Here is a 17,001-nt window from a genome sequence, read left to right as displayed (position 1 = left end):
CACCGATGACCGAGTACACGACCGGCGTCCCGATCGAGCCGGGCAGCCAGTGGTACGACAGCGAGGCCGGACCGTTGGTCCGCCCCTACGCCATGACCGGGGGCCGCACCAGACCCGGCCCCACCGGCGTGAAGTTCGACCTGATCGCCCTGGTCACGCTCGACCCGGGCGCGGCCGGCACCGACGACGACACCGCGCTCGGCCCCGAACACCGCGCACTGGTCGACCTGTGCCGGCTGGAGACGCAGTCCGTCGCCGAACTCGCCGCCGGCGCCGACCTCCCCGTGGGCGTGGTCCGGGTGCTCCTGGGCGACCTGCTGGAACTGGGCCGGGTCACGGTGAGCCGCCCGGTGCCACCGGCCCAGCTGCCCGACGAACGGATTCTGCGCGAGGTCATCGAGGGATTGCGGGCACTGTAGACGAGCATCCGGAACCAACCGGGCGCGAGCCGGTCAGAACAGACGTGTTCCGGTCCAACCGTCCGCGACGGGACGGCAGTTGTCATGATGCTGGCTTCGCACCATCCCGTGCCGCGTCGCGGGTGTCCCGACGTCCACCGCAGCAGGTCCTCCCGGCCCTCCAAGACCCTCCCGAGAGCCCTCCCGAGAGAAGTGATCATGGTCTCCGAGCACTCCGAGTCCACCGCCGACGACGCGTCGGCCATGGCGCTCAAGATATTGGTCGCCGGCGGCTTCGGCGTCGGAAAGACGACCCTGGTAGGCGCCGTCAGCGAGATCCGGCCGCTGCGCACCGAGGAAATGCTCAGCGAAGCCGGCCAGTTGGTGGACGACACGGACGGCGTGGACCAGAAGGTCACCACCACCGTCGCCATGGACTTCGGCCGCATCACCATCCGCTCCGGCCTCTCCCTGTACCTCTTCGGCACCCCGGGCCAGGACCGCTTCTGGTTCCTCTGGGACGAGCTGTCGCAAGGAGCACTCGGCGCAGTCGTCCTCGCCGACACCCGCCGCCTGGAGGACTGCTTCCCGGCGGTCGACTACTTCGAGCACCGGCACATCCCGTTCGTCGTCGCCGTCAACTGCTTCACCGGTGCCCGGAGCTACGGCGCCCACGACGTCTCCCGGGCCCTCGACCTGGACCAGGGCACGCCCGTGGTCCTGTGCGACGCCCGGGAGCGGGACTCCGGCAAGGAGGTGCTGATCCGGCTCGTCGAGTACGCCGGACGGATGCACACCGCCCGGCTCCTCGACTCGGTGGGCTGAGCCTCAGCCCGTGAGGTCCTTGAGCGCCACCACCTTCTCCACGGTGACCCGGACCAGCAGCTCGCCGGGGACGCCGTTGCGGGCGCCGAACTCCTCCGCGCGCTCCGCCCCCATGTAGCGGGCCGAGATCCGGGTGGCCGAATCACGGAGTTCGTCCAGGTCCTCCGAGAGCCGGGCACGCCCGTTCAGCACCACGAAGTGGAAGGGGGGCCGGTCGTCGTCCACACAGAGGGCGACACGCCCGTCACGGGCGAGATTGCGCCCTTTCACGGTGTCCTTACCGGTGTTGAAGACCAGCTCGTCCCCGTCCAGCAGGAACCAGATGGGGGCCACATGCGGGCTGCCATCGGCGTTTACGGTGGACAGTTTGCCGGTGCGGGTGCCGTGCGAGACGAACGCCCGCCATTCCTCGTCGGTCATCTTCTCTGCCATGTCCCCATCCTCCTTGCCCGGACGCCGGTGGTGGGGAAGGCTGGCGGGTAGATCCTCCAGCCAGGGGGAGACGCTACACGGGGAGACGCTACGACATGGCGCAGAACCAGGGACTCGGCTGGCTGCTCGACGACCTGACCGAGCGTGTGGAGCACGTGCGGCACGCGCTGGTCCTGTCGAACGACGGACTGGTCACAGGAGCGAGCACGGGCCTACGCCGGGAGGACGCGGAGCATCTGGCCGCCGTCGCCTCCGGGCTGCACAGCCTTGCCAAGGGCTCCGGACGCCACTTCGGCGCGGGCCAGGTCCGCCAGACGATGATCGAGTACGACGAGGCGGTCCTGTTCGTCACCGCGGCCGGAACCGGCAGCTGCCTGTGCGTGCTCAGCGGTGCGGAGGCCGACATCGGCCAGATCGCCTACGAGATGACCCTCCTGGTCAACCGTGTCGGCGAGCACCTCGCAGTGGACGCCAGGCAACCGGAGCGGTCCTCCACGGTAGACCTCTGACCTGCGGATTCATCCCCCGTGGCGGAGTTATCCACAGGCCTGCCACGAGTCTCGCCGAACCGGCTACGGTCGTATCCACGGCAAGCGCACCGGGTGCGAGCCACCCACTCCACGGGGGAGTACGACGATGTCCGGCACCATCCTCACCCAGTCCCGCCCGCTCACTTGCGCGCCGAGCCGCGCCGCCCGAGAACTGGGCCTCAAACGGGGTGAGTTCGACCTCGCGGTACACCTCGGACGGATCCGCACCGTACCCGACGAGGGAGGCGGCGGAGGCCGCCGCGTCCCACGGACCGAGATCGACCGGCTCCAGGGCCGGGCCGAAGCCCTCCGCGAGAGCGTGCGGGCCGTGGGGACGACCGAGGGGGCGGCCTTGATGGCCGTCCCGGCGGGCAGGTTCACCCGCTTCGCGAAACTCGGCCTGGTGACTCCGGTCAAGTGGTACCCGAATCGGTACCGGGCCGTGGTCTGGCTCTATCTCGCCGAGGAGCTGCGGCAGTTCGCCGCCGACGAGAAGAACACCCGGCTGCTCACCGGCCGTACGCCCGCGGAGCTGAGCGACCGGCTGCGGGCGGGCGCGGACCAGCGGGCCCGCAACTGGCGCGGACGGCACTGTGGTTTCCTGCTGCGGCAGGCGGACGGGCCGTGGGAGCGGGCCGGGGTGGTGGCCGGCTTCCTGGACCCCGGTGAGATCGACGACGTGCTCACGGACCCTCAGGAACGCGCCCACGTCACGGCCTTGCGGCCGGCCCCGCCCGCCCACGGCGCACCGGGCTCGCCCGCCGCGCAGCTCGCCGAGGAGCTCATGACGGCGGCCGACCCGGACGAGATCGACTGGTTCCGGCACGACCTGGCCCGGGAAGTCGCGCAAGCCCGCACGCACCGGCCGGTGCTCCGCCCCGCCGCACCGTCCCGGCATCCGGCGCTCGACCGGCCGAAACTCTCCCGAGGCCTGCGCGGCTGGCTGCTGCGCAGAAACCCGCGCCCCGCCCACTGACCGGCGGCCCGGACCGCACCGGCGTCCGCCTCGGCTACAGCGCGCGGAACAGCCCCTCCTGGACGACGGACACCAGCAGCCGCCCCTCGAGGTCGTAGACCCGCCCGCGGGCCAGGCCCAGCCCGCCCGTGGCGATGGGGGACTCCTGCTCGTACAGGAACCACTCGTCCGCGCGGAACGGCCGGTGGAACCACATGGCGTGGTCCAGTGAGGCGATGTCGAAGTTCCGCGGCCCCCACAGCGGTTCGACGGGGACACGGACGGCGTCCAGAAGCGTCATGTCGCTGGCGTAGGTCAGCGCGCAGGTGTGCACCAGCGGATCATCGCCCAGCGGGCCGACCGCGCGCATCCACACGGCGCTGCGCGGCTCGGAGCCCGCTATCTCCTCGGGGTGCCAGCGCAGTCGGTCGACATAGCGGATGTCGAAGGGCTGGCGGCGCGCCATCCGCTCCAGCTGCTCGGGCAGCTCGCCCAGATGCTTGCGGATCTCCTCGGCGAGCGTCGGCAGCGACTCCGGGTGCGGCACCTCGCGGAACTGCGGCAGCTGGTGCTCGAAGGCTCCCACCTCAGGCTTGTGGAAGGAGGCGGTCAGATTGAAGATCGTGCGGCCCTGCTGCACGGCGGTGACCCGGCGCGTCGTGAACGACCGCCCGTCCCGGACCCGTTCGACCTGGTACACGATCGGCACGCCCGGCCGGCCCGGGCGCAGGAAGTACGCGTGCAGCGAGTGCACCGGCCGGTCGCCCTCCGTGGTGCGGCTGGCTGCGACCAGCGCCTGGCCGGCCACCTGGCCGCCGAAGACCCGCTGGAGGGACTCCTGGGGGCTGCGGCCACGGAAGATGTTGACCTCGATCTGCTCCAGGTCGAGCAGGTCGACCAGTCTCTCGGCCGGGTTGGTCATGGGGTGGATTCTCCTGTGCCGGGGCCTGTACTCGAACCTGTTCCGGGACCTGTGCTCAGAGCTGGCCGACATCGGTGACGCGGACGACGGCGCGGCCCTCGGTGTCGGAGGCCGTCAGGTCGATCTCCGCGCTGATGCCCCAGTCGTGGTCGTCGTTCGGGTCGTCGAAGATCTGGCGGACGCGCCAGAGCGCGTTCTGCGGCTCCTCCTGGATCACGAGCAGCTTGGGACCGCGGGCGTCGGGACCGGTGCCCAGGTCCTCGTACTCGTCCCAGTACTTGTCCATCGCCTCGCCCCAGGCGTCGGCGTCCCAGCCGGCGTCCGCGTCCATCTCGCCCAGTTCGTCCACCCGGTCCAGGGCGGCGAGCTCCACGCGCCGGAACATCGCGTTGCGCACCAGCACCCGGAAGGCCCGCGCGTTGGCTGTGACCGGCTTGACCTCGTCGGCCTTCTCCTGGGCCTCCTCGGCGGTCATCTCCTCCGGGTTGGCGAGCTGCTCCCACTCGTCCAGCAGGCTGGAGTCGACCTGCCGGACCATCTCGCCCAGCCACTCGATCAGGTCCTGCAGGTCCTCGGACTTCAGGTCGTCCGGGATGTTGTGGTCGAGGGCCTTGTACGCGCTCGCGAGGTAGCGCAGCACGATCCCCTCGGTGCGGGCCAGCTCGTAGACCGACACCAACTCCGTGAAGGTCAGCGCCCGTTCGTACATGTCCCGGATGACCGACTTCGGCGACAGCGGATGGTCGCCGACCCAGGGGTGGCTCTTGCGGTAGGTGTTGTAGGCGTGGAAGAGCAGCTCTTCCAGGGGCTTCGGGTACGTGACGTCCTGGAGGCGCTCCATGCGCTCCTCGTACTCGACGCCGTCCGCCTTCATCGCGGCGACGGCCTCGCCCCTCGCCTTGTTCATCTGGGCGGCCAGGATCTGGCGCGGGTCGTCCAGGGTGGACTCGACGACGGACACCATGTCGAGGGCGTAGGACGGCGATTCGGGGTCGAGGAGCTCGAACGCGGCCAGGGCGAAGGTCGACAGCGGCTGGTTGAGCGCGAAGTCCTGCTGGAGGTCGACCGTGAGCCGGACGATACGGCCGGTGGCGTCGGGCTCGTCGAGCTTCTCGACGATGCCGCCGTCGAGCAGCGAGCGGTAGATCGCGATCGCCCGGCGGATGTGCCGCAGCTGCTGCTTGCGCGGCTCGTGGTTGTCCTCCAGAAGGTGGCGCATCGCCTCGAAGGCGTTGCCCGGGCGCGCGATCACCGACAGCAGCATCGTGTGCGTCACCCGGAACCGCGAGGTCAGCGGCTCCGGCTCGGACGCGATCAGCTTCTCGAACGTGTTCTCCGTCCAGCCGACGAAGCCCTCCGGCGCCTTCTTGCGCACCACCTTGCGCCGCTTCTTCGGGTCGTCGCCCGCCTTGGCCAGCGCCTTCTCGTTCTCGATGACGTGCTCGGGGGCCTGCGCGACGACCAGACCGGCGGTGTCGAAGCCGGCCCGGCCCGCACGCCCGGCGATCTGGTGGAACTCGCGGGCGCGCAGGGTGCGCACCCGGTTGCCGTCGTACTTGGTGAGGGCGGTGAACAGCACCGTGCGGATGGGCACGTTGACACCCACACCCAGGGTGTCGGTGCCGCAGATGACCTTCAGCAGACCGGCCTGCGCGAGCTTCTCCACCAGGCGCCGGTACTTGGGCAGCATGCCGGCGTGGTGCACGCCGATGCCGTGCCGGACGTACCGGGACAGGTTCTGGCCGAACTTGGTGGTGAAGCGGAAGTTGCCGATCAGCTCGGCGATCTGCTCCTTCTCCTCCTTCGAGGACATGTTGATGCTCATCAGCGCCTGCGCCCGCTCCACCGCCTGCGCCTGCGTGAAGTGCACGATGTACACCGGCGCCTGCCTGCTCTCCAGGAGCTCGGTGAGCGTCTCGGTCATCGGGGTGAGCTGGTACTCGTAGGAGAGCGGCACCGGGCGGGTCGCCGAGCGGACCACCGCGGTGGGGCGGCCGGTGCGGCGGGTCAGGTCCTTCTCGAAGAAGGAGACGTCGCCGAGGGTGGCCGACATGAGGATGAACTGCGCCTGGGGCAGTTCGAGGAGCGGGATCTGCCAGGCCCAGCCGCGGTCGCCCTCGGCGTAGAAGTGGAACTCGTCCATGACGACCTGGCCGACGTCCGCCTGCTTGCCGTCGCGCAGCGCGATGGAGGCGAGCACCTCGGCGGTGCAGCAGATGACGGGCGCGTCGGAGTTCACGGAGGCGTCGCCGGTGAGCATGCCGACGTTCTCGGTGCCGAAGAGCTTGCACAGCTCGAAGAACTTCTCCGACACCAGCGCCTTGATCGGGGCCGTGTAGAAGGTGACCTCGTCCCGGGCCAGCGCGGCGAAGTGCGCACCCGCGGCGATCATGCTCTTGCCCGAGCCGGTCGGCGTCGACACGATCACGTTCGCCCCGGAGACCGCCTCGATCAGCGCCTCCTCCTGGTGGGGGTAGAGCGTGAGACCGCGCTCCTGCGCCCATGCCTCGAAGGCCTCGTACAAGGCGTCGGGGTCGGCGGTCGGCGGCAGCTGATCGATGAGGGTCACGCCCCCATCTTGCCTGGCCCACCCGCTCAGGGGGGAATCGGCTTCGAGCACGAAGATCACGGCCGCTACGCTGTGTCGCCGACGGAGCGTCAACGCACCCGGTCAACTGGACAGCGGCATACGAGGAATGGGGCGGGGAACGGCCATGATGGGACCAGCACACTCACTGTCGGGAGCCGCCGCCTGGCTCGGCGTAGGAGCCGCGGCGGCAGCGACCGGGCATACGATGCCCTGGCCGGTGCTCCTGGTAGGGGCGCTGATCTGCGCGGGCGCCGCGCTCGCCCCCGACCTCGACCACAAGGCGGCGACCATCTCGCGGGCCTTCGGACCCCTGTCGCGCTGGGTCTGCGAGATCGTGGACAAGCTCTCCTACGCCGTCTACAAGGCGACCAGGATGGCGGGCGACCCGCGCCGCAACGGCGGCCACCGGACGCTGACGCACACCTGGGTCTGGGCGGCGATGATCGGCGGGAGCTGCTCGGCCGCGGCGATCCTCGGCGGCCGCTGGGCGGTGCTGGCGATCCTCTTCGCGCACATGGTGCTGGCGATCGAGGGCCTGCTGTGGCGGGCGGCGCGCGGCTCCAGCAGCGACATCCTGGTGTGGCTGCTGGCGGCGACCAGCGCCTGGATCCTGGCCGGCACCCTGGACAAACCGGGCAACGGCTCGGACTGGCTGTTCACCCAGCCCGGCCAGGAGTACCTGTGGCTGGGGCTGCCGGTGGTGCTGGGGGCGCTGGTGCACGACATCGGGGACGCGCTGACCGTCTCCGGCTGCCCGGTCCTGTGGCCCATCCCGATCGGCCGCAGGCGCTGGTACCCGATCGGCCCGCCGAAGGCGATGCGCTTCCGCGCCGGCAGCTGGGTCGAGCTGAAGGTGCTCATGCCGGTGTTCATGGTGCTGGGCGGCATAGGCTGCGCGGCCGCCCTGAACGTGATCTGACCCGGTCTGCCGATCGGCGAGGGTCAGCCCGCCGTCCCCGAGCCACCACCGTACCGGCGCTCGAACGCGGCGACGCGGCCCTCGGAGTCCACCGTGCGGGCCTTGCCCGTGTAGAAGGGGTGGCTCTCGGAGGAGATCTCCACGTCGACCACCGGGTAGGTCTGGCCGTCGTCCCACTCGATGGTCTGGTCGCTGGTCGCGGTGGACCGGGTCAGGAAGGCGTATCCGGCGGCGCGGTCGCGGAAGACCACGGGGTGGTAGTCGGGGTGCTTGTCCTGCTGCATGGCGGCTCCTCGAAGGACGGGGCGGGCGGGCAGGGGCGGGCGGGCTCAGCCGTAGGCGGTGTCCTCGTCGACGATGTGCATCGCGGCCTCCTCGGCGGAGGCCCCGGCGCCGTCGATGCCGACGTCGGTGGCGACGAGGCCGTTCTCGTCGTCCTCGTGCGCCCCCTCGTTCGGGGCCACGAGGCGGCCGGAGCGCAGGTCGCCGACCTCGTTGTCCAGAAGTTCGCCGTCGCTGCCCTGGCAGTCGCCGATGCCGTCGCCGTCGGGAACGGCCGGATCGGGCAGCTCCTCGGCGAGCCGCTGGTCCAGGGTCTCGCCCCGGCGGCGCTCCGCCGCGGTCACCCCGGTGTGCTCCACCGCCCACGGCCGCTCGGGCGGGGACCAGCCACGGTCCAGGGGATCGCTGACGCCGTCGGACTCCAGCGTGTCCTCCACGTCGAGCAGCCCCGTGTCCTCACGGATCTCGGATCCGTCGGGCTGGTAGACGTCGTCCCCCCATCCATCGGCGGTGGTCACGGCTACCTCCAGGGGGTGAGGACGCGGTCCGCGGGGCGGGCCGCGTGCACGCTCGGCACAGGTGCGCGGCGTGAACCGCACGGTTCACGGCCGGCCCCCGAACCGGTGCCGCTCTCCAGCCTTCCACCCCTGCTCGCACCCGCGCAACGGCACGGGGCGCGACCTGCGGTGTGCATCCCGCGCCGCACCCCGTGCCACGGCCTGTCACCCGTGCCACGACCGCCACAGCGCCGCGTAGGCGCCGTCGGCCGCCACCAGCGCGTCGTGGCTCCCGAGCTCGCTGATCCGGCCGTTCTCGACCACGGCGATGACGTCCGCGTCATGGGCGGTGTGCAGCCGGTGGGCGATGGCGACCACCGTGCGGCCGTCCAGGACCCGGGCCAGAGACCGTTCCAGATGGCGGGCGGCGCGCGGGTCCAGGAGCGAGGTCGCCTCGTCCAGGACCAGCGTGTGCGGGTCGGCCAGCACCAGCCGCGCCAGCGCGATCTGCTGGGCCTGCGCCGGGGTCAGGGCGACCCCGCCGGAGCCGACCTCGGTGTCCAGGCCCTCCTCCAGGGCCCGTGCCCAGCCGTCCGCGTCGACCGCGCCGAGGGCCGCCCACAGCTCGGCGTCCTCGGCGCCGGTCCGGGCGAGCAGCAGGTTGTCGCGCAGGGAGCCCACGAAGACGTGGTGCTCCTGGTTGACGAGGGCGACATGGGAACGGACCCGCTCGGCGGTCATCCGGGACAGTTCCGCGCCGCCCAGGGTGATCCGGCCGCCTCGCGGCGCGTAGATCCCTGCGAGCAGCCTGCCGAGGGTGGACTTGCCCGCGCCCGAGGGGCCGACCAGGGCCAGCCGGGTGCCGGGCGCGACCTCCAGGGAGACCTCGCGCAGCACGTCGACGCCCTGCAGGTAGCCGAAGCGCACCTCGTCCGCGTGCACCTCCCGGCCGGCTGGGGCCAGCGCCGCGTCCCCGGCGTCCGGCTCGATGTCCCGGACGCCGACCAGCCGGGCCAGCGACACCTGGGCGACCTGGACCTCGTCGTACCAGCGCAGGATCAGGTTCACCGGCTCGACGAGCATCTGGGCGATGAGCGCGCCCGTCGTCAGCTGGCCGACGTCGATCCAGCCCTTCAGGACGAAGACCCCGCCGATCATCAGCACCGAGCCGAGGACGGTGGTGTGGGTGGCGTTGACCGCCGGGAACAGCACCGACCGCAGCCACAGGGTGTAGCGCTCCCACGCCGTCCACTCCTTGACCCGGCGCTCGGACAGGGCGATCCGGCGGGCGCCGAGCCGGTGCGCCTCGATGGTGTGCCCGGCGTCCACGGACTCCGCGAGGGCGGCGGCCACGGCCGCGTAGCCGGCGGCCTCGGAGCGGTAGCCGGCCGGCGCCCGCCGGAAGTACCAGCGGCAGACGACCACCAGGACCGGCAGGGCGAGCAGCACGGTGGCGGCCAGCGGCGGCGCCGTGACGACGAGCCCGCCGATCAGCAGCACGACCCACACCACGCCGATCGACAGCTGCGGCACGGCCTCCCGCATGGCGTTGGCGAGCCGGTCGATGTCGGTGGTGATCCGGGACAGCAGGTCGCCCGTGCCCGCCCGCTCCAGGACGCCCGGCGGCAGCCCGACCGACCGGACGAGGAAGTCCTCGCGCAGGTCGGCCAGCATCCGCTCGCCGAGCACGGCACCCCGCAGCCGCACCTCGCGCACGAAGACGGCCTGGACGGCGAGTGCGACCACGAACAGGCCGATGGTCAGGCCCAGATGGAGTTCGCGGGCGCCGTCGGAGACCCGCTCGACGAGTCCGCCCAGCAGGTAGGGGCCGACCATGGACGCGACCACGGCCACCGTGTTGACGGCGATCAGGAGGGAGAAGGCCCGGCGGTGCCGGCGGAGCAGTTCGGCCACGTAGGCCCGGACGGTCGCGGTGGCGCCGACGGGCAGGGTGGTGGCCGTCGTCGGGGCCGCCGGGTCGTACGCCGGTGGCGCGACGCCGATCATGCGCTCTCCTCGATCTCTTCCAGCGCCCTGCCTCGCAGCGCGACGTCGGTCTCTTCCAGCGCCCTGCCTCGCAGCGCGACTTCGGACTCTTCCAGTGCCCTGGTGCGGAGCGCGACTTCGGACTCTTCGAGTGCCGCGCCCTGCAGCGCGGCCTCGTCGTCCGTCTCGCGTGTCACGACCGACCGGTACCGCCGCTCGGTGCGCACCAGTTCGCGGTGCACGCCGACCGCCACGACCTCGCCGTCGAGCACCAGGACCACCCGGTCGGCCCGGTCGAGCAGCAGTGGCGAGGAGGTGAACACGACGGTCGTACGGCCGGAGCGCAGCGCGTGGATTCCCTCCGCGATCCGGGCCTCGGTGTGCGAGTCGACGGCGGAGGTGGGTTCGTCCAGGACGAGCACCCCGGGGTCGGTGATCAGCGACCGGGCCAGCGCGAGCCGCTGGCGCTGCCCGCCCGACAGGGACCGGCCCCGCTCGGTGATCCGGGCGTCCAGCGGGTCGGTGACGTCCAGCGAGCCCTGGACCAGGGCGTCCAGGACGTCCGCGCACTGGGCGGCGGCCAGCGCGTCCTCGGCCCGCACGGTGTCGGAGGCCGGCACGTCGAGCAGTTCGCGCAGTGAGCCGGAGAGCAGCACCGGGTCCTTGTCCTGGACGAGCACCGCGGTGCGGGCGGCCTCCAGGGGGAGTTCGTCGAGCGGTACGCCGCCGAGCAGGACGGAGGTGCCGGCCTCGGCGGGGTGGCCGCCCAGCCGTTCGGCGAGGAGTCCGGCCGCGTCGGGGTCGCCGCAGACCACGGCGGTCAGCCGGCCCGCGGGAGCCAGCAGACCGGTGGCGGGGTCGTACAGGTCGCCGGCCGGCACGGTGGCCGCGCGCGAACCGCCGGTGTCCGTGGCCCGCTCCAGGGAGAGCACCCGTGCGGCCCGTTTCGCCGACGGGCGTGAGAAGGAGTAGGCCATGGCGATCTCGGTGAAGTGCTGCAACGGGTAGTTGAGGATCATGACCGCGCTGTAGACGGTGACGAGTTCGCCGACGGTGACGCGGCCCTGCCGGGCCAGGTTGACGCCGTGCCAGACGACCGCGATCAGCAGCAGCCCGGGCAGCAGCACCTGGATCGCGGAGATCAGCGACCACATCCGGGCGCTGCGCACGGCGGCGTGCCGGACCTCCTGGGAGGCGCGGCGGTAGCGGTCGAGGAAGAGGTCCTCGCCGCCGATGCCGCGCAGCACGCGCAGGCCCGCGACGGTGTCCGAGGCCAGCTCCGTGGCCCGCCCGGCCTTGGCGCGCTGGAAGTCGGCGCGCCGGGTGGCCCGGGGCAGCAGCGGCAGCACGGACAGGGCGACCAGGGGCAGACCGGCGGCGACGACCCAGCCGAGGGCCGGCTGGTAGAAGAGCAGGGCGACGCCGACCGCGACGACCGTCAGCGCGGCGGCGGTGAAGCGGGAGACCGCCTCCACGAACCAGCCGATCTTCTCGACGTCACCGGTGGAGACGGCCACCACCTCGCCGGCCGCCACCCGCCGGGTCAGCGCGGAGCCCAGCTGGGTGGCCTTGCGGGCGAGCAGCTGCTGGACCCGGGCCGCGGCGGTGATCCAGTTGGTGACGGCGGCCCGGTGCAGGAAGGTGTCGCCGACGGCGATCGCCGTGCCGCAGAGCACCAGCAGACCGCCCGTCAGGGCCAGCCGGGTGCCGGAGCGGTCGACGACGGCCTGGACGGCGAGCCCCACACAGAACGGGAGCGCGGAGACGGACACGAAGTGCAGCAGACCCCAGGCCAGTGCCTTGAGCTGTCCGCCCAGCTGATTCCGCCCCAGCCACCACAGGAATCGAGGACCCGAACGCGCGTCAGGCACGCCCGGATCGGAATACGGAAGATCTTGAATCTGCATGGTGTCCCAGCGGCTCGGGTCGGGGGAGGGTGGCGACAAGCCGTGAAAGGTTCGCGTCGGAGCGTCGCCGAAATCAAACGGTTTTTCCTGCCGGCCGGCGAAATCCGCCCGCTTCCGGCCAGGCCCTGCCGCCCGACACGCGCCGCCCTGCCACCCAACACGCGCTGAATGTCGGAATATTTAGTTAATTGACCGGTATGTGATGTCAGGATGTGCGGGTGCAGATCAAGAGCATCCGGCGGGCGACCGTCACGGCGGCGGTCCTCGGAGCCGTCCTGGTGACGCTGAGCGCCTGCGAGGCGGCACCGGGCGGTGGCGCGAAGAACGGCCTGCCGGGGCCGCACACCAGACCCCCGAGAGCCGCCGGAGCCCCCGGGGCGGGCCCGGCCCGGCAGCCGGACCGGCCCGTGCCGGCCGGGGATCCGGGCCGGCTGCCCGGTGTCGGCGAGCAGTGGCAGGCGCTGATCCCCGACCAGTCGGGCCAGGTCGTCGCCGTGTACGGCGAGGACAAGGACTCGGCCGACTCGACGGTCGTGCTGTACACCCGGCAGGCCGGCGGCTGGCAGCCGGTGGCCGGTTGGCCCGCCCACAACGGGCGGGCCGGCTGGACCACCGACCACTCCGCGGGCGACGGACGCACCCCGATCGGCGTGTTCACCGTCACCGACGCCGGCGGTGTGCTCCCCGATCCCGGCACCCGGCTCTCCTACGCCCAGGGCCGGGACCTCTACACGCCCCCGCACTTCTGGAGCCCGGCGTACCGGCACGACTTCGACTACGTCATCGCCATCGACTACAACCGCCTGCGGGGCACACCGCCGCACGACACCACCCACCCCTGGGGCGACGGCAGGGGCGGCGGCATCTGGTTGCACCTCGACCACGGCAGCGGCACCTCGGCGTGCATCGGCCTTCCCAGGGAGGCCATGGAGTACCTGCTCCGCACCCTGGACCCGGCCCGCGAGCCCGTCGTGGTGATGGGGGACAGGCCGAGCCTGCGGTCCTAGCGCCGCCCCGGGCCCGGGGCGGTGTCACTGCCCGCCCGGGGCCGCCTCCCCGCCGGACGGACCCGCCGCGGCGCCGCCCGCGTCCACCAGGTCCACGTCGTCCGCCCGTACGTAGGCGAGCCGGTGGCCGAACTGGATCTCGTAGTACCGCTGCCGGCCCAGCACCACGGGCTGGGGCGTGTCGGAGAAGGTGGACCGGTCGACGTAGGAGCCGCCGACACCCGACTGCGTCACGTACCGCTGACCGGCCCGCAGGCTGTACGGCAGCGGCGACTCCTCTTCCTCCTCCACTCCCTCCGGGTACGCCTCCTCCTCCGGGAGGGCCCGCCCGAACACCGGGATCTCGTCCAGGCCCTCCTTCGGCGTCACCATGCGGCCGTGCACGCCGACGGCCGTCGGGTGCACCACGGGGTTCCTGAACCACGCCTTGTTGCCCTGGTACCAGATCGCCGTCCACTCGCCGCTGCGGTCGGCCACGGCGAAGGTCTGGCCGGTGGACACCCGCGAACCAAGGTCGCTGACGTCCTCCGTGGAGTCCTCGCCGTCCGGCCGGCGGCCCGGGTCCTGGATCAGCGGAGCGCTCTCGTCCGGCCGGGTGTACAGCCGGACCGCGCTGGAGCCGTGCGGCCGGCACGGCACGCCGGGGCCGTCGCACCCCGTGTACCGCGGCTTGTGAGTGGCGTAGTCCGGCAGGATCATCACCACGGGGCTGTCCGCACCGGCCGTGGCCTTCAGCGGTGCGCCGAGCAGGTCGAAGTAGTGCCGCCAGTCCCAGAACGGGCCGGGGTCCTCGTGCATCTCGGGGATGCTGTCGCCGGTCGGGGACGGCACGTTGTCATGGCCGAAGATGTGCTGTCGGTCCATCGGGATGCCGTACTTCTTCGCCAGGTAGCGCACCAGCCGGGCCGAGGACCGGTACATCTGCTCCGTGTACCAGGTGCCCGGATGGGTGAGGAAGCCCTCGTGCTCGATGCCGATCGAGCGGGCGTTCACGAACTTGCTGCCGGAGTGCCAGGCCTCGTCCTTCGTCCGGACGTGCTGGGTGATGTGGCCGTCGCTGGAGCGGATCGAGTAGTGCCAGGACGCCTCGGTCGGGTCCTGCACGGTCTTGAACATGTTCGAGAGCGTCGACTCGGTGTCGTGGATGACGATGTACTCGATCCGCTGGTCCCGGGGCCGGTCGGCGAGGTCGTGGTTGCCGTAGTCGCCGTCCTCGTCGATCTCCTCGTAGGGCGCGGCGAGCCAGTCGCAGGCCAGTTCGGGCGGACACTCGACGTTCTTCGGCCGTTTGGGGGCCTGCGGGCCGGCGTGCGACCTGACACGGGGGCTGGCGGGGAGGGTGACCTCCTGTCCTTCCGCGGTCGTCCGGTGCGCGCCCCGGCGGATCAGGCCGAAGACGTCGTCGGCGTAGGTCGCCGCCGAGGTGACGTCACGGGTACCGGGGAAACGTTCCACCGCCTGCCACCAGGCCTCCGGGTCGGCGCTGAGCGGCTTGCCGAGATGCCGTTGGGCGGCGGCCAGCAGCGCCGCGCCACCGCGGACGTTGGCGACGGGGTCCGTGCGCAGCTGTCCGGCGGGGACCTGGATCAGCCGGGCGGCGCGTTCCAGGTCCGCCGGCTGCACGGCATGGCCGCCCGCCGCGAACGCCGTCCCCGTGAGCGGGTCGGCCTTGCCGCCGTCCGGCGCGGCCGGGCCCGCTGCGGGGGCCTGGGCGTGGGCGCCCTTGGTGTCCACCAGGTGCATCGGACCGTAGCCTCCCGCGACGCTCGGGGTGCCCGGGTGGGTGTCCCAGCGGGACTGCATGTAGGACACGCTCATGAGCACGCTGCGCGGCACGTGGAACTCGCGCGCGGCGTCCGTGAAGGCGTTCTGCAGGCGCTGGTCGTCGGCCTCGTCGGCGCCGGAGGCCGGGAGGATCAGCAGCGGTGGCAGCAGCGCGGCCGTCGCGATCAGGCAGGCCGTCAGACGGCACGTCCGGAGGGCATTGGGCACACGTGGAGCGACAGTTCTTCTCATACCAGAGGGTCTCCAACCGCTTGCTGAGGGTCTCCAAGCACGCTCGTCGCAACCAGGGCAAGGAGGTTGTCCTTCACGTCACCCCTCGTACGTTTCCGTGCCCGGCGCGGCACGGCGCGCCGAGCGTCGACCGGGTGGCCCAGCGCTCCGGCAGAGGCCACCCGGTCGGCGGGCACCGGCACGGCATCCGGCGACGGCCGCACACCGCGCGGGCTCAGTCCTCGACGGGGTCCACGTGCCAGTCGGGGTGACCCGGCATCGGCGGCGTGTCGGGCCCGTACAGCCAAGGCGTCAGAAAGGGCGTCAGGTCCTCGCCCGCCACCTCGGAGGCGAGCGCGACGAAGTCCTGGGTACCGGCGGCGCGCCCCCGGTACCGGGTCACCCAGGTGCGCTCGATCCGGTCGAACGTGTCGTCACCGACCTTCTCCCGCAGGGCGTACAGCACCAGCGCCGAGCCGTCGTACCGCATCACCTTGAACAGGGTCGGCTCCGTGGGCTCGGCCGGGGCCCCGTCGTCGTGGCGCCACTGGTCGTGCTGCTCGTAGGCCGCCCGCATGGCGTCCGCCATGCTCACGCCGCCGTGCTCGGCGGAGTACAGCCGTTCGTAGAACCGGGCGTGACCTTCGCTCAGCCACAGGTCGGACCAGCGTCTGATGGCGACGCTGTCGCCCGTCCAGTGGTGGGTCAGTTCGTGCACGAGGTTGCGTTCGGCGTCGACCCGGTCGCCCAGCAGGTCGTCCTTCGGCACGACGGACAGCGACTGCGTCTCCAGCGCCACCGGCAGGTCGGTGTCGCCGACGAGCACGCCGTAGCGGCGGAACGGATACGGGCCGAGACGCCGTTCCAGCCAGGCCAGGTGGACCGGGGTGAGCGAGCGGCCTGCCGCGGTGTCCGTGACCAGGTCGTCGGGGACCACGTCCCGCAGGGGCAGGCCGTGCGGCCCCTTGCCGTCGACGAAGGCGAACTTCCCGATCGCCATCTGGACCAACTGTGCCGCGATGGGCTCCTCGGAGTCGTACGTCCACCGGACCCGTCCGTCGGGCCGCCGGACGCGGTCGACGAGCCGGCCGTTGGCCACCGCGCCCAGCCCCGGCGGGGTGGTGATGCGGAAGGTGACGGGGGCCCGCAGGCTGGGGTGGTCGTCCACCGGGAAGACCATCTTGGCGCCGTCGGGCTGAGCGCAGATCAGCGTGCCGTCGGGGGTGGGCACCCAGCCGTACTCGCGGATCGCGTCGCTCCGCCGCCGTCGCTGGGTGGGGTCGGCGGTGTAGGCGACGTGGACGGTGAACGTGCTGCCGCGCGGGATCGGCCGGGCGGGCGTGACGACGAGTTCGTCGCCGTCGCGTACGGCGGCGGCCGGCGTGCCGTCGACGGTGACCCGGTGCAGCGTGTTGCCGGCGAAGTCCAGGTCGAAGCGGGACAGGGCCTGGGTGGCGGTGGCGCTGATGGTGGTGCCGGCCGGGAAGGGCGTCCCGGGGGCCCGCCAGTCGAGGTCGAGCGTGTAACGGCGGACCGTGTAGCCGCCGTTGCCGTCCAGGGGCATGAGCGGGTCGCCGATGCCGGGGGCGCCGGGGGACGGGGCGGGGCCGGACGCGGCCGCCGAGGCGCCGGGGGCGGCGGAGCCGTGGCCCCGGTGGGGAACACCGGCGGAGCAGCCGGTGCCGGTGAGCGCGACGGCGCCCGTGAGCGCGAGGGCGGCGCGCAGGGCGTGACGAGCGGTCATGATCTCCATGAC

Annotated in this window: 15 protein-coding genes; 6 read left to right on the top strand and 9 right to left on the bottom strand. The window is 72.2% G+C overall.

Annotation, left to right across the window (positions count from 1 at the left end):
- Positions 1 to 5 precede the first annotated feature (5 nt).
- Positions 6 to 419: a DUF742 domain-containing protein gene (locus ACFWPQ_RS02550; RefSeq protein WP_384029160.1), complete on the top strand. Its 414-nt coding sequence runs from the start codon at positions 6 to 8 to the stop codon at positions 417 to 419.
- Between the two features lie 198 nt (positions 420 to 617).
- The gene (locus ACFWPQ_RS02545) at positions 618 to 1,223 is read left to right on the top strand and encodes an ATP/GTP-binding protein (protein WP_384029159.1); all 606 of its coding nucleotides are present in this window, start codon (positions 618 to 620) and stop codon (positions 1,221 to 1,223) included.
- 3 nt (positions 1,224 to 1,226) lie between these two features.
- On the opposite strand, the gene ACFWPQ_RS02540 is transcribed toward ACFWPQ_RS02545, so the two are convergent.
- Positions 1,227 to 1,655, bottom strand: coding sequence for a PPOX class F420-dependent oxidoreductase (locus tag ACFWPQ_RS02540; protein ID WP_384029157.1), 429 nt, complete (start codon positions 1,653 to 1,655; stop codon positions 1,227 to 1,229).
- Positions 1,656 to 1,750: 95 nt separating this feature from the next.
- On the opposite strand from ACFWPQ_RS02540, the gene ACFWPQ_RS02535 reads away from it, so the two are divergent.
- A complete protein-coding gene (locus tag ACFWPQ_RS02535; RefSeq protein ID WP_384029156.1) occupies positions 1,751 to 2,164 on the top strand; it encodes a roadblock/LC7 domain-containing protein in 414 nt (137 codons plus the stop codon).
- A gap of 127 nt (positions 2,165 to 2,291) precedes the next feature.
- Positions 2,292 to 3,161, top strand: a complete 870-nt coding sequence (locus ACFWPQ_RS02530) for a DUF6397 family protein (protein WP_384029154.1) — start codon at positions 2,292 to 2,294, stop codon at positions 3,159 to 3,161.
- Positions 3,162 to 3,195: 34 nt separating this feature from the next.
- On the opposite strand, the gene ACFWPQ_RS02525 is transcribed toward ACFWPQ_RS02530, so the two are convergent.
- Both ACFWPQ_RS02525 and ACFWPQ_RS02520 read right to left on the bottom strand, forming a co-directional pair.
- A complete protein-coding gene (locus ACFWPQ_RS02525) occupies positions 3,196 to 4,062 on the bottom strand; it encodes an acyl-CoA thioesterase (protein WP_384029152.1) in 867 nt (288 codons plus the stop codon).
- A gap of 55 nt (positions 4,063 to 4,117) precedes the next feature.
- The gene (locus ACFWPQ_RS02520) at positions 4,118 to 6,631 is read right to left on the bottom strand and encodes a DEAD/DEAH box helicase (protein WP_384029150.1); all 2,514 of its coding nucleotides are present in this window, start codon (positions 6,629 to 6,631) and stop codon (positions 4,118 to 4,120) included.
- A gap of 145 nt (positions 6,632 to 6,776) precedes the next feature.
- Here ACFWPQ_RS02520 and ACFWPQ_RS02515 point away from each other — a divergent pair, with 145 nt between their 5' ends.
- Positions 6,777 to 7,571 (top strand): metal-dependent hydrolase, encoded by a 795-nt coding sequence (locus tag ACFWPQ_RS02515; RefSeq protein ID WP_361281135.1) that lies wholly within the window; start codon positions 6,777 to 6,779, stop codon positions 7,569 to 7,571.
- A gap of 23 nt (positions 7,572 to 7,594) precedes the next feature.
- Here ACFWPQ_RS02515 and ACFWPQ_RS02510 read toward each other — a convergent pair whose 3' ends face one another.
- The 4 genes from ACFWPQ_RS02510 to ACFWPQ_RS02495 form a co-directional block, all read right to left on the bottom strand.
- Positions 7,595 to 7,855, bottom strand: a complete 261-nt coding sequence (locus ACFWPQ_RS02510; protein ID WP_384029148.1) for a type B 50S ribosomal protein L31 — start codon at positions 7,853 to 7,855, stop codon at positions 7,595 to 7,597.
- Between the two features lie 45 nt (positions 7,856 to 7,900).
- A complete protein-coding gene (locus ACFWPQ_RS02505; protein ID WP_384029146.1) occupies positions 7,901 to 8,371 on the bottom strand; it encodes a DUF5709 domain-containing protein in 471 nt (156 codons plus the stop codon).
- A 204-nt stretch (positions 8,372 to 8,575) separates the two neighbouring features.
- A complete protein-coding gene (locus tag ACFWPQ_RS02500) occupies positions 8,576 to 10,357 on the bottom strand; it encodes an ABC transporter ATP-binding protein (RefSeq protein ID WP_384029144.1) in 1,782 nt (593 codons plus the stop codon).
- Positions 10,354 to 12,243: an ABC transporter ATP-binding protein gene (locus ACFWPQ_RS02495; protein ID WP_384029327.1), complete on the bottom strand. Its 1,890-nt coding sequence runs from the start codon at positions 12,241 to 12,243 to the stop codon at positions 10,354 to 10,356. The genes ACFWPQ_RS02500 and ACFWPQ_RS02495 overlap by 4 nt, the downstream gene beginning before the upstream one ends.
- A 218-nt stretch (positions 12,244 to 12,461) precedes the next feature.
- Here ACFWPQ_RS02495 and ACFWPQ_RS02490 point away from each other — a divergent pair, with 218 nt between their 5' ends.
- Positions 12,462 to 13,250, top strand: a complete 789-nt coding sequence (locus ACFWPQ_RS02490; protein ID WP_384029142.1) for a L,D-transpeptidase family protein — start codon at positions 12,462 to 12,464, stop codon at positions 13,248 to 13,250.
- Positions 13,251 to 13,274: 24 nt separating this feature from the next.
- Here ACFWPQ_RS02490 and ACFWPQ_RS02485 read toward each other — a convergent pair whose 3' ends face one another.
- Both ACFWPQ_RS02485 and ACFWPQ_RS02480 read right to left on the bottom strand, forming a co-directional pair.
- Entirely contained in the window at positions 13,275 to 15,266 is a 1,992-nt protein-coding gene (locus ACFWPQ_RS02485) for an N-acetylmuramoyl-L-alanine amidase (RefSeq protein ID WP_384029140.1), read from the bottom strand.
- A gap of 214 nt (positions 15,267 to 15,480) precedes the next feature.
- Positions 15,481 to 16,998 carry a M1 family metallopeptidase gene (locus ACFWPQ_RS02480; protein ID WP_384029138.1) on the bottom strand — a complete coding sequence of 506 codons (1,518 nt, stop codon included), beginning with the start codon at positions 16,996 to 16,998 and terminating at the stop codon, positions 15,481 to 15,483.
- Positions 16,999 to 17,001: the final 3 nt, after the last annotated feature.

The organism is Streptomyces sp. NPDC058464 (genome assembly GCF_042721035.1).
Taxonomy (GTDB): domain Bacteria; phylum Actinomycetota; class Actinomycetes; order Streptomycetales; family Streptomycetaceae; genus Streptomyces.
The sequence above is the reverse complement of the archived record's forward strand: the minus strand, read 5'-3'. Positions and strand labels throughout refer to the sequence as shown.

Coding starts and splice junctions, on each gene's coding strand:
- ACFWPQ_RS02550 (WP_384029160.1), top strand. CDS start 6: ATGACCGAGTACACGACCGGCGTCCCGATCGAGCCGGGCAGCCAGTGG.
- ACFWPQ_RS02530 (WP_384029154.1), top strand. CDS start 2,292: ATGTCCGGCACCATCCTCACCCAGTCCCGCCCGCTCACTTGCGCGCCG.
- ACFWPQ_RS02480 (WP_384029138.1), bottom strand. CDS start 16,998: ATGGAGATCATGACCGCTCGTCACGCCCTGCGCGCCGCCCTCGCGCTC.
- ACFWPQ_RS02500 (WP_384029144.1), bottom strand. CDS start 10,357: ATGATCGGCGTCGCGCCACCGGCGTACGACCCGGCGGCCCCGACGACG.
- ACFWPQ_RS02540 (WP_384029157.1), bottom strand. CDS start 1,655: ATGGCAGAGAAGATGACCGACGAGGAATGGCGGGCGTTCGTCTCGCAC.
- ACFWPQ_RS02510 (WP_384029148.1), bottom strand. CDS start 7,855: ATGCAGCAGGACAAGCACCCCGACTACCACCCCGTGGTCTTCCGCGAC.
- ACFWPQ_RS02485 (WP_384029140.1), bottom strand. CDS start 15,266: ATGAGAAGAACTGTCGCTCCACGTGTGCCCAATGCCCTCCGGACGTGC.
- ACFWPQ_RS02535 (WP_384029156.1), top strand. CDS start 1,751: ATGGCGCAGAACCAGGGACTCGGCTGGCTGCTCGACGACCTGACCGAG.
- ACFWPQ_RS02545 (WP_384029159.1), top strand. CDS start 618: ATGGTCTCCGAGCACTCCGAGTCCACCGCCGACGACGCGTCGGCCATG.
- ACFWPQ_RS02515 (WP_361281135.1), top strand. CDS start 6,777: ATGATGGGACCAGCACACTCACTGTCGGGAGCCGCCGCCTGGCTCGGC.
- ACFWPQ_RS02525 (WP_384029152.1), bottom strand. CDS start 4,062: ATGACCAACCCGGCCGAGAGACTGGTCGACCTGCTCGACCTGGAGCAG.
- ACFWPQ_RS02495 (WP_384029327.1), bottom strand. CDS start 12,243: ATGCAGATTCAAGATCTTCCGTATTCCGATCCGGGCGTGCCTGACGCG.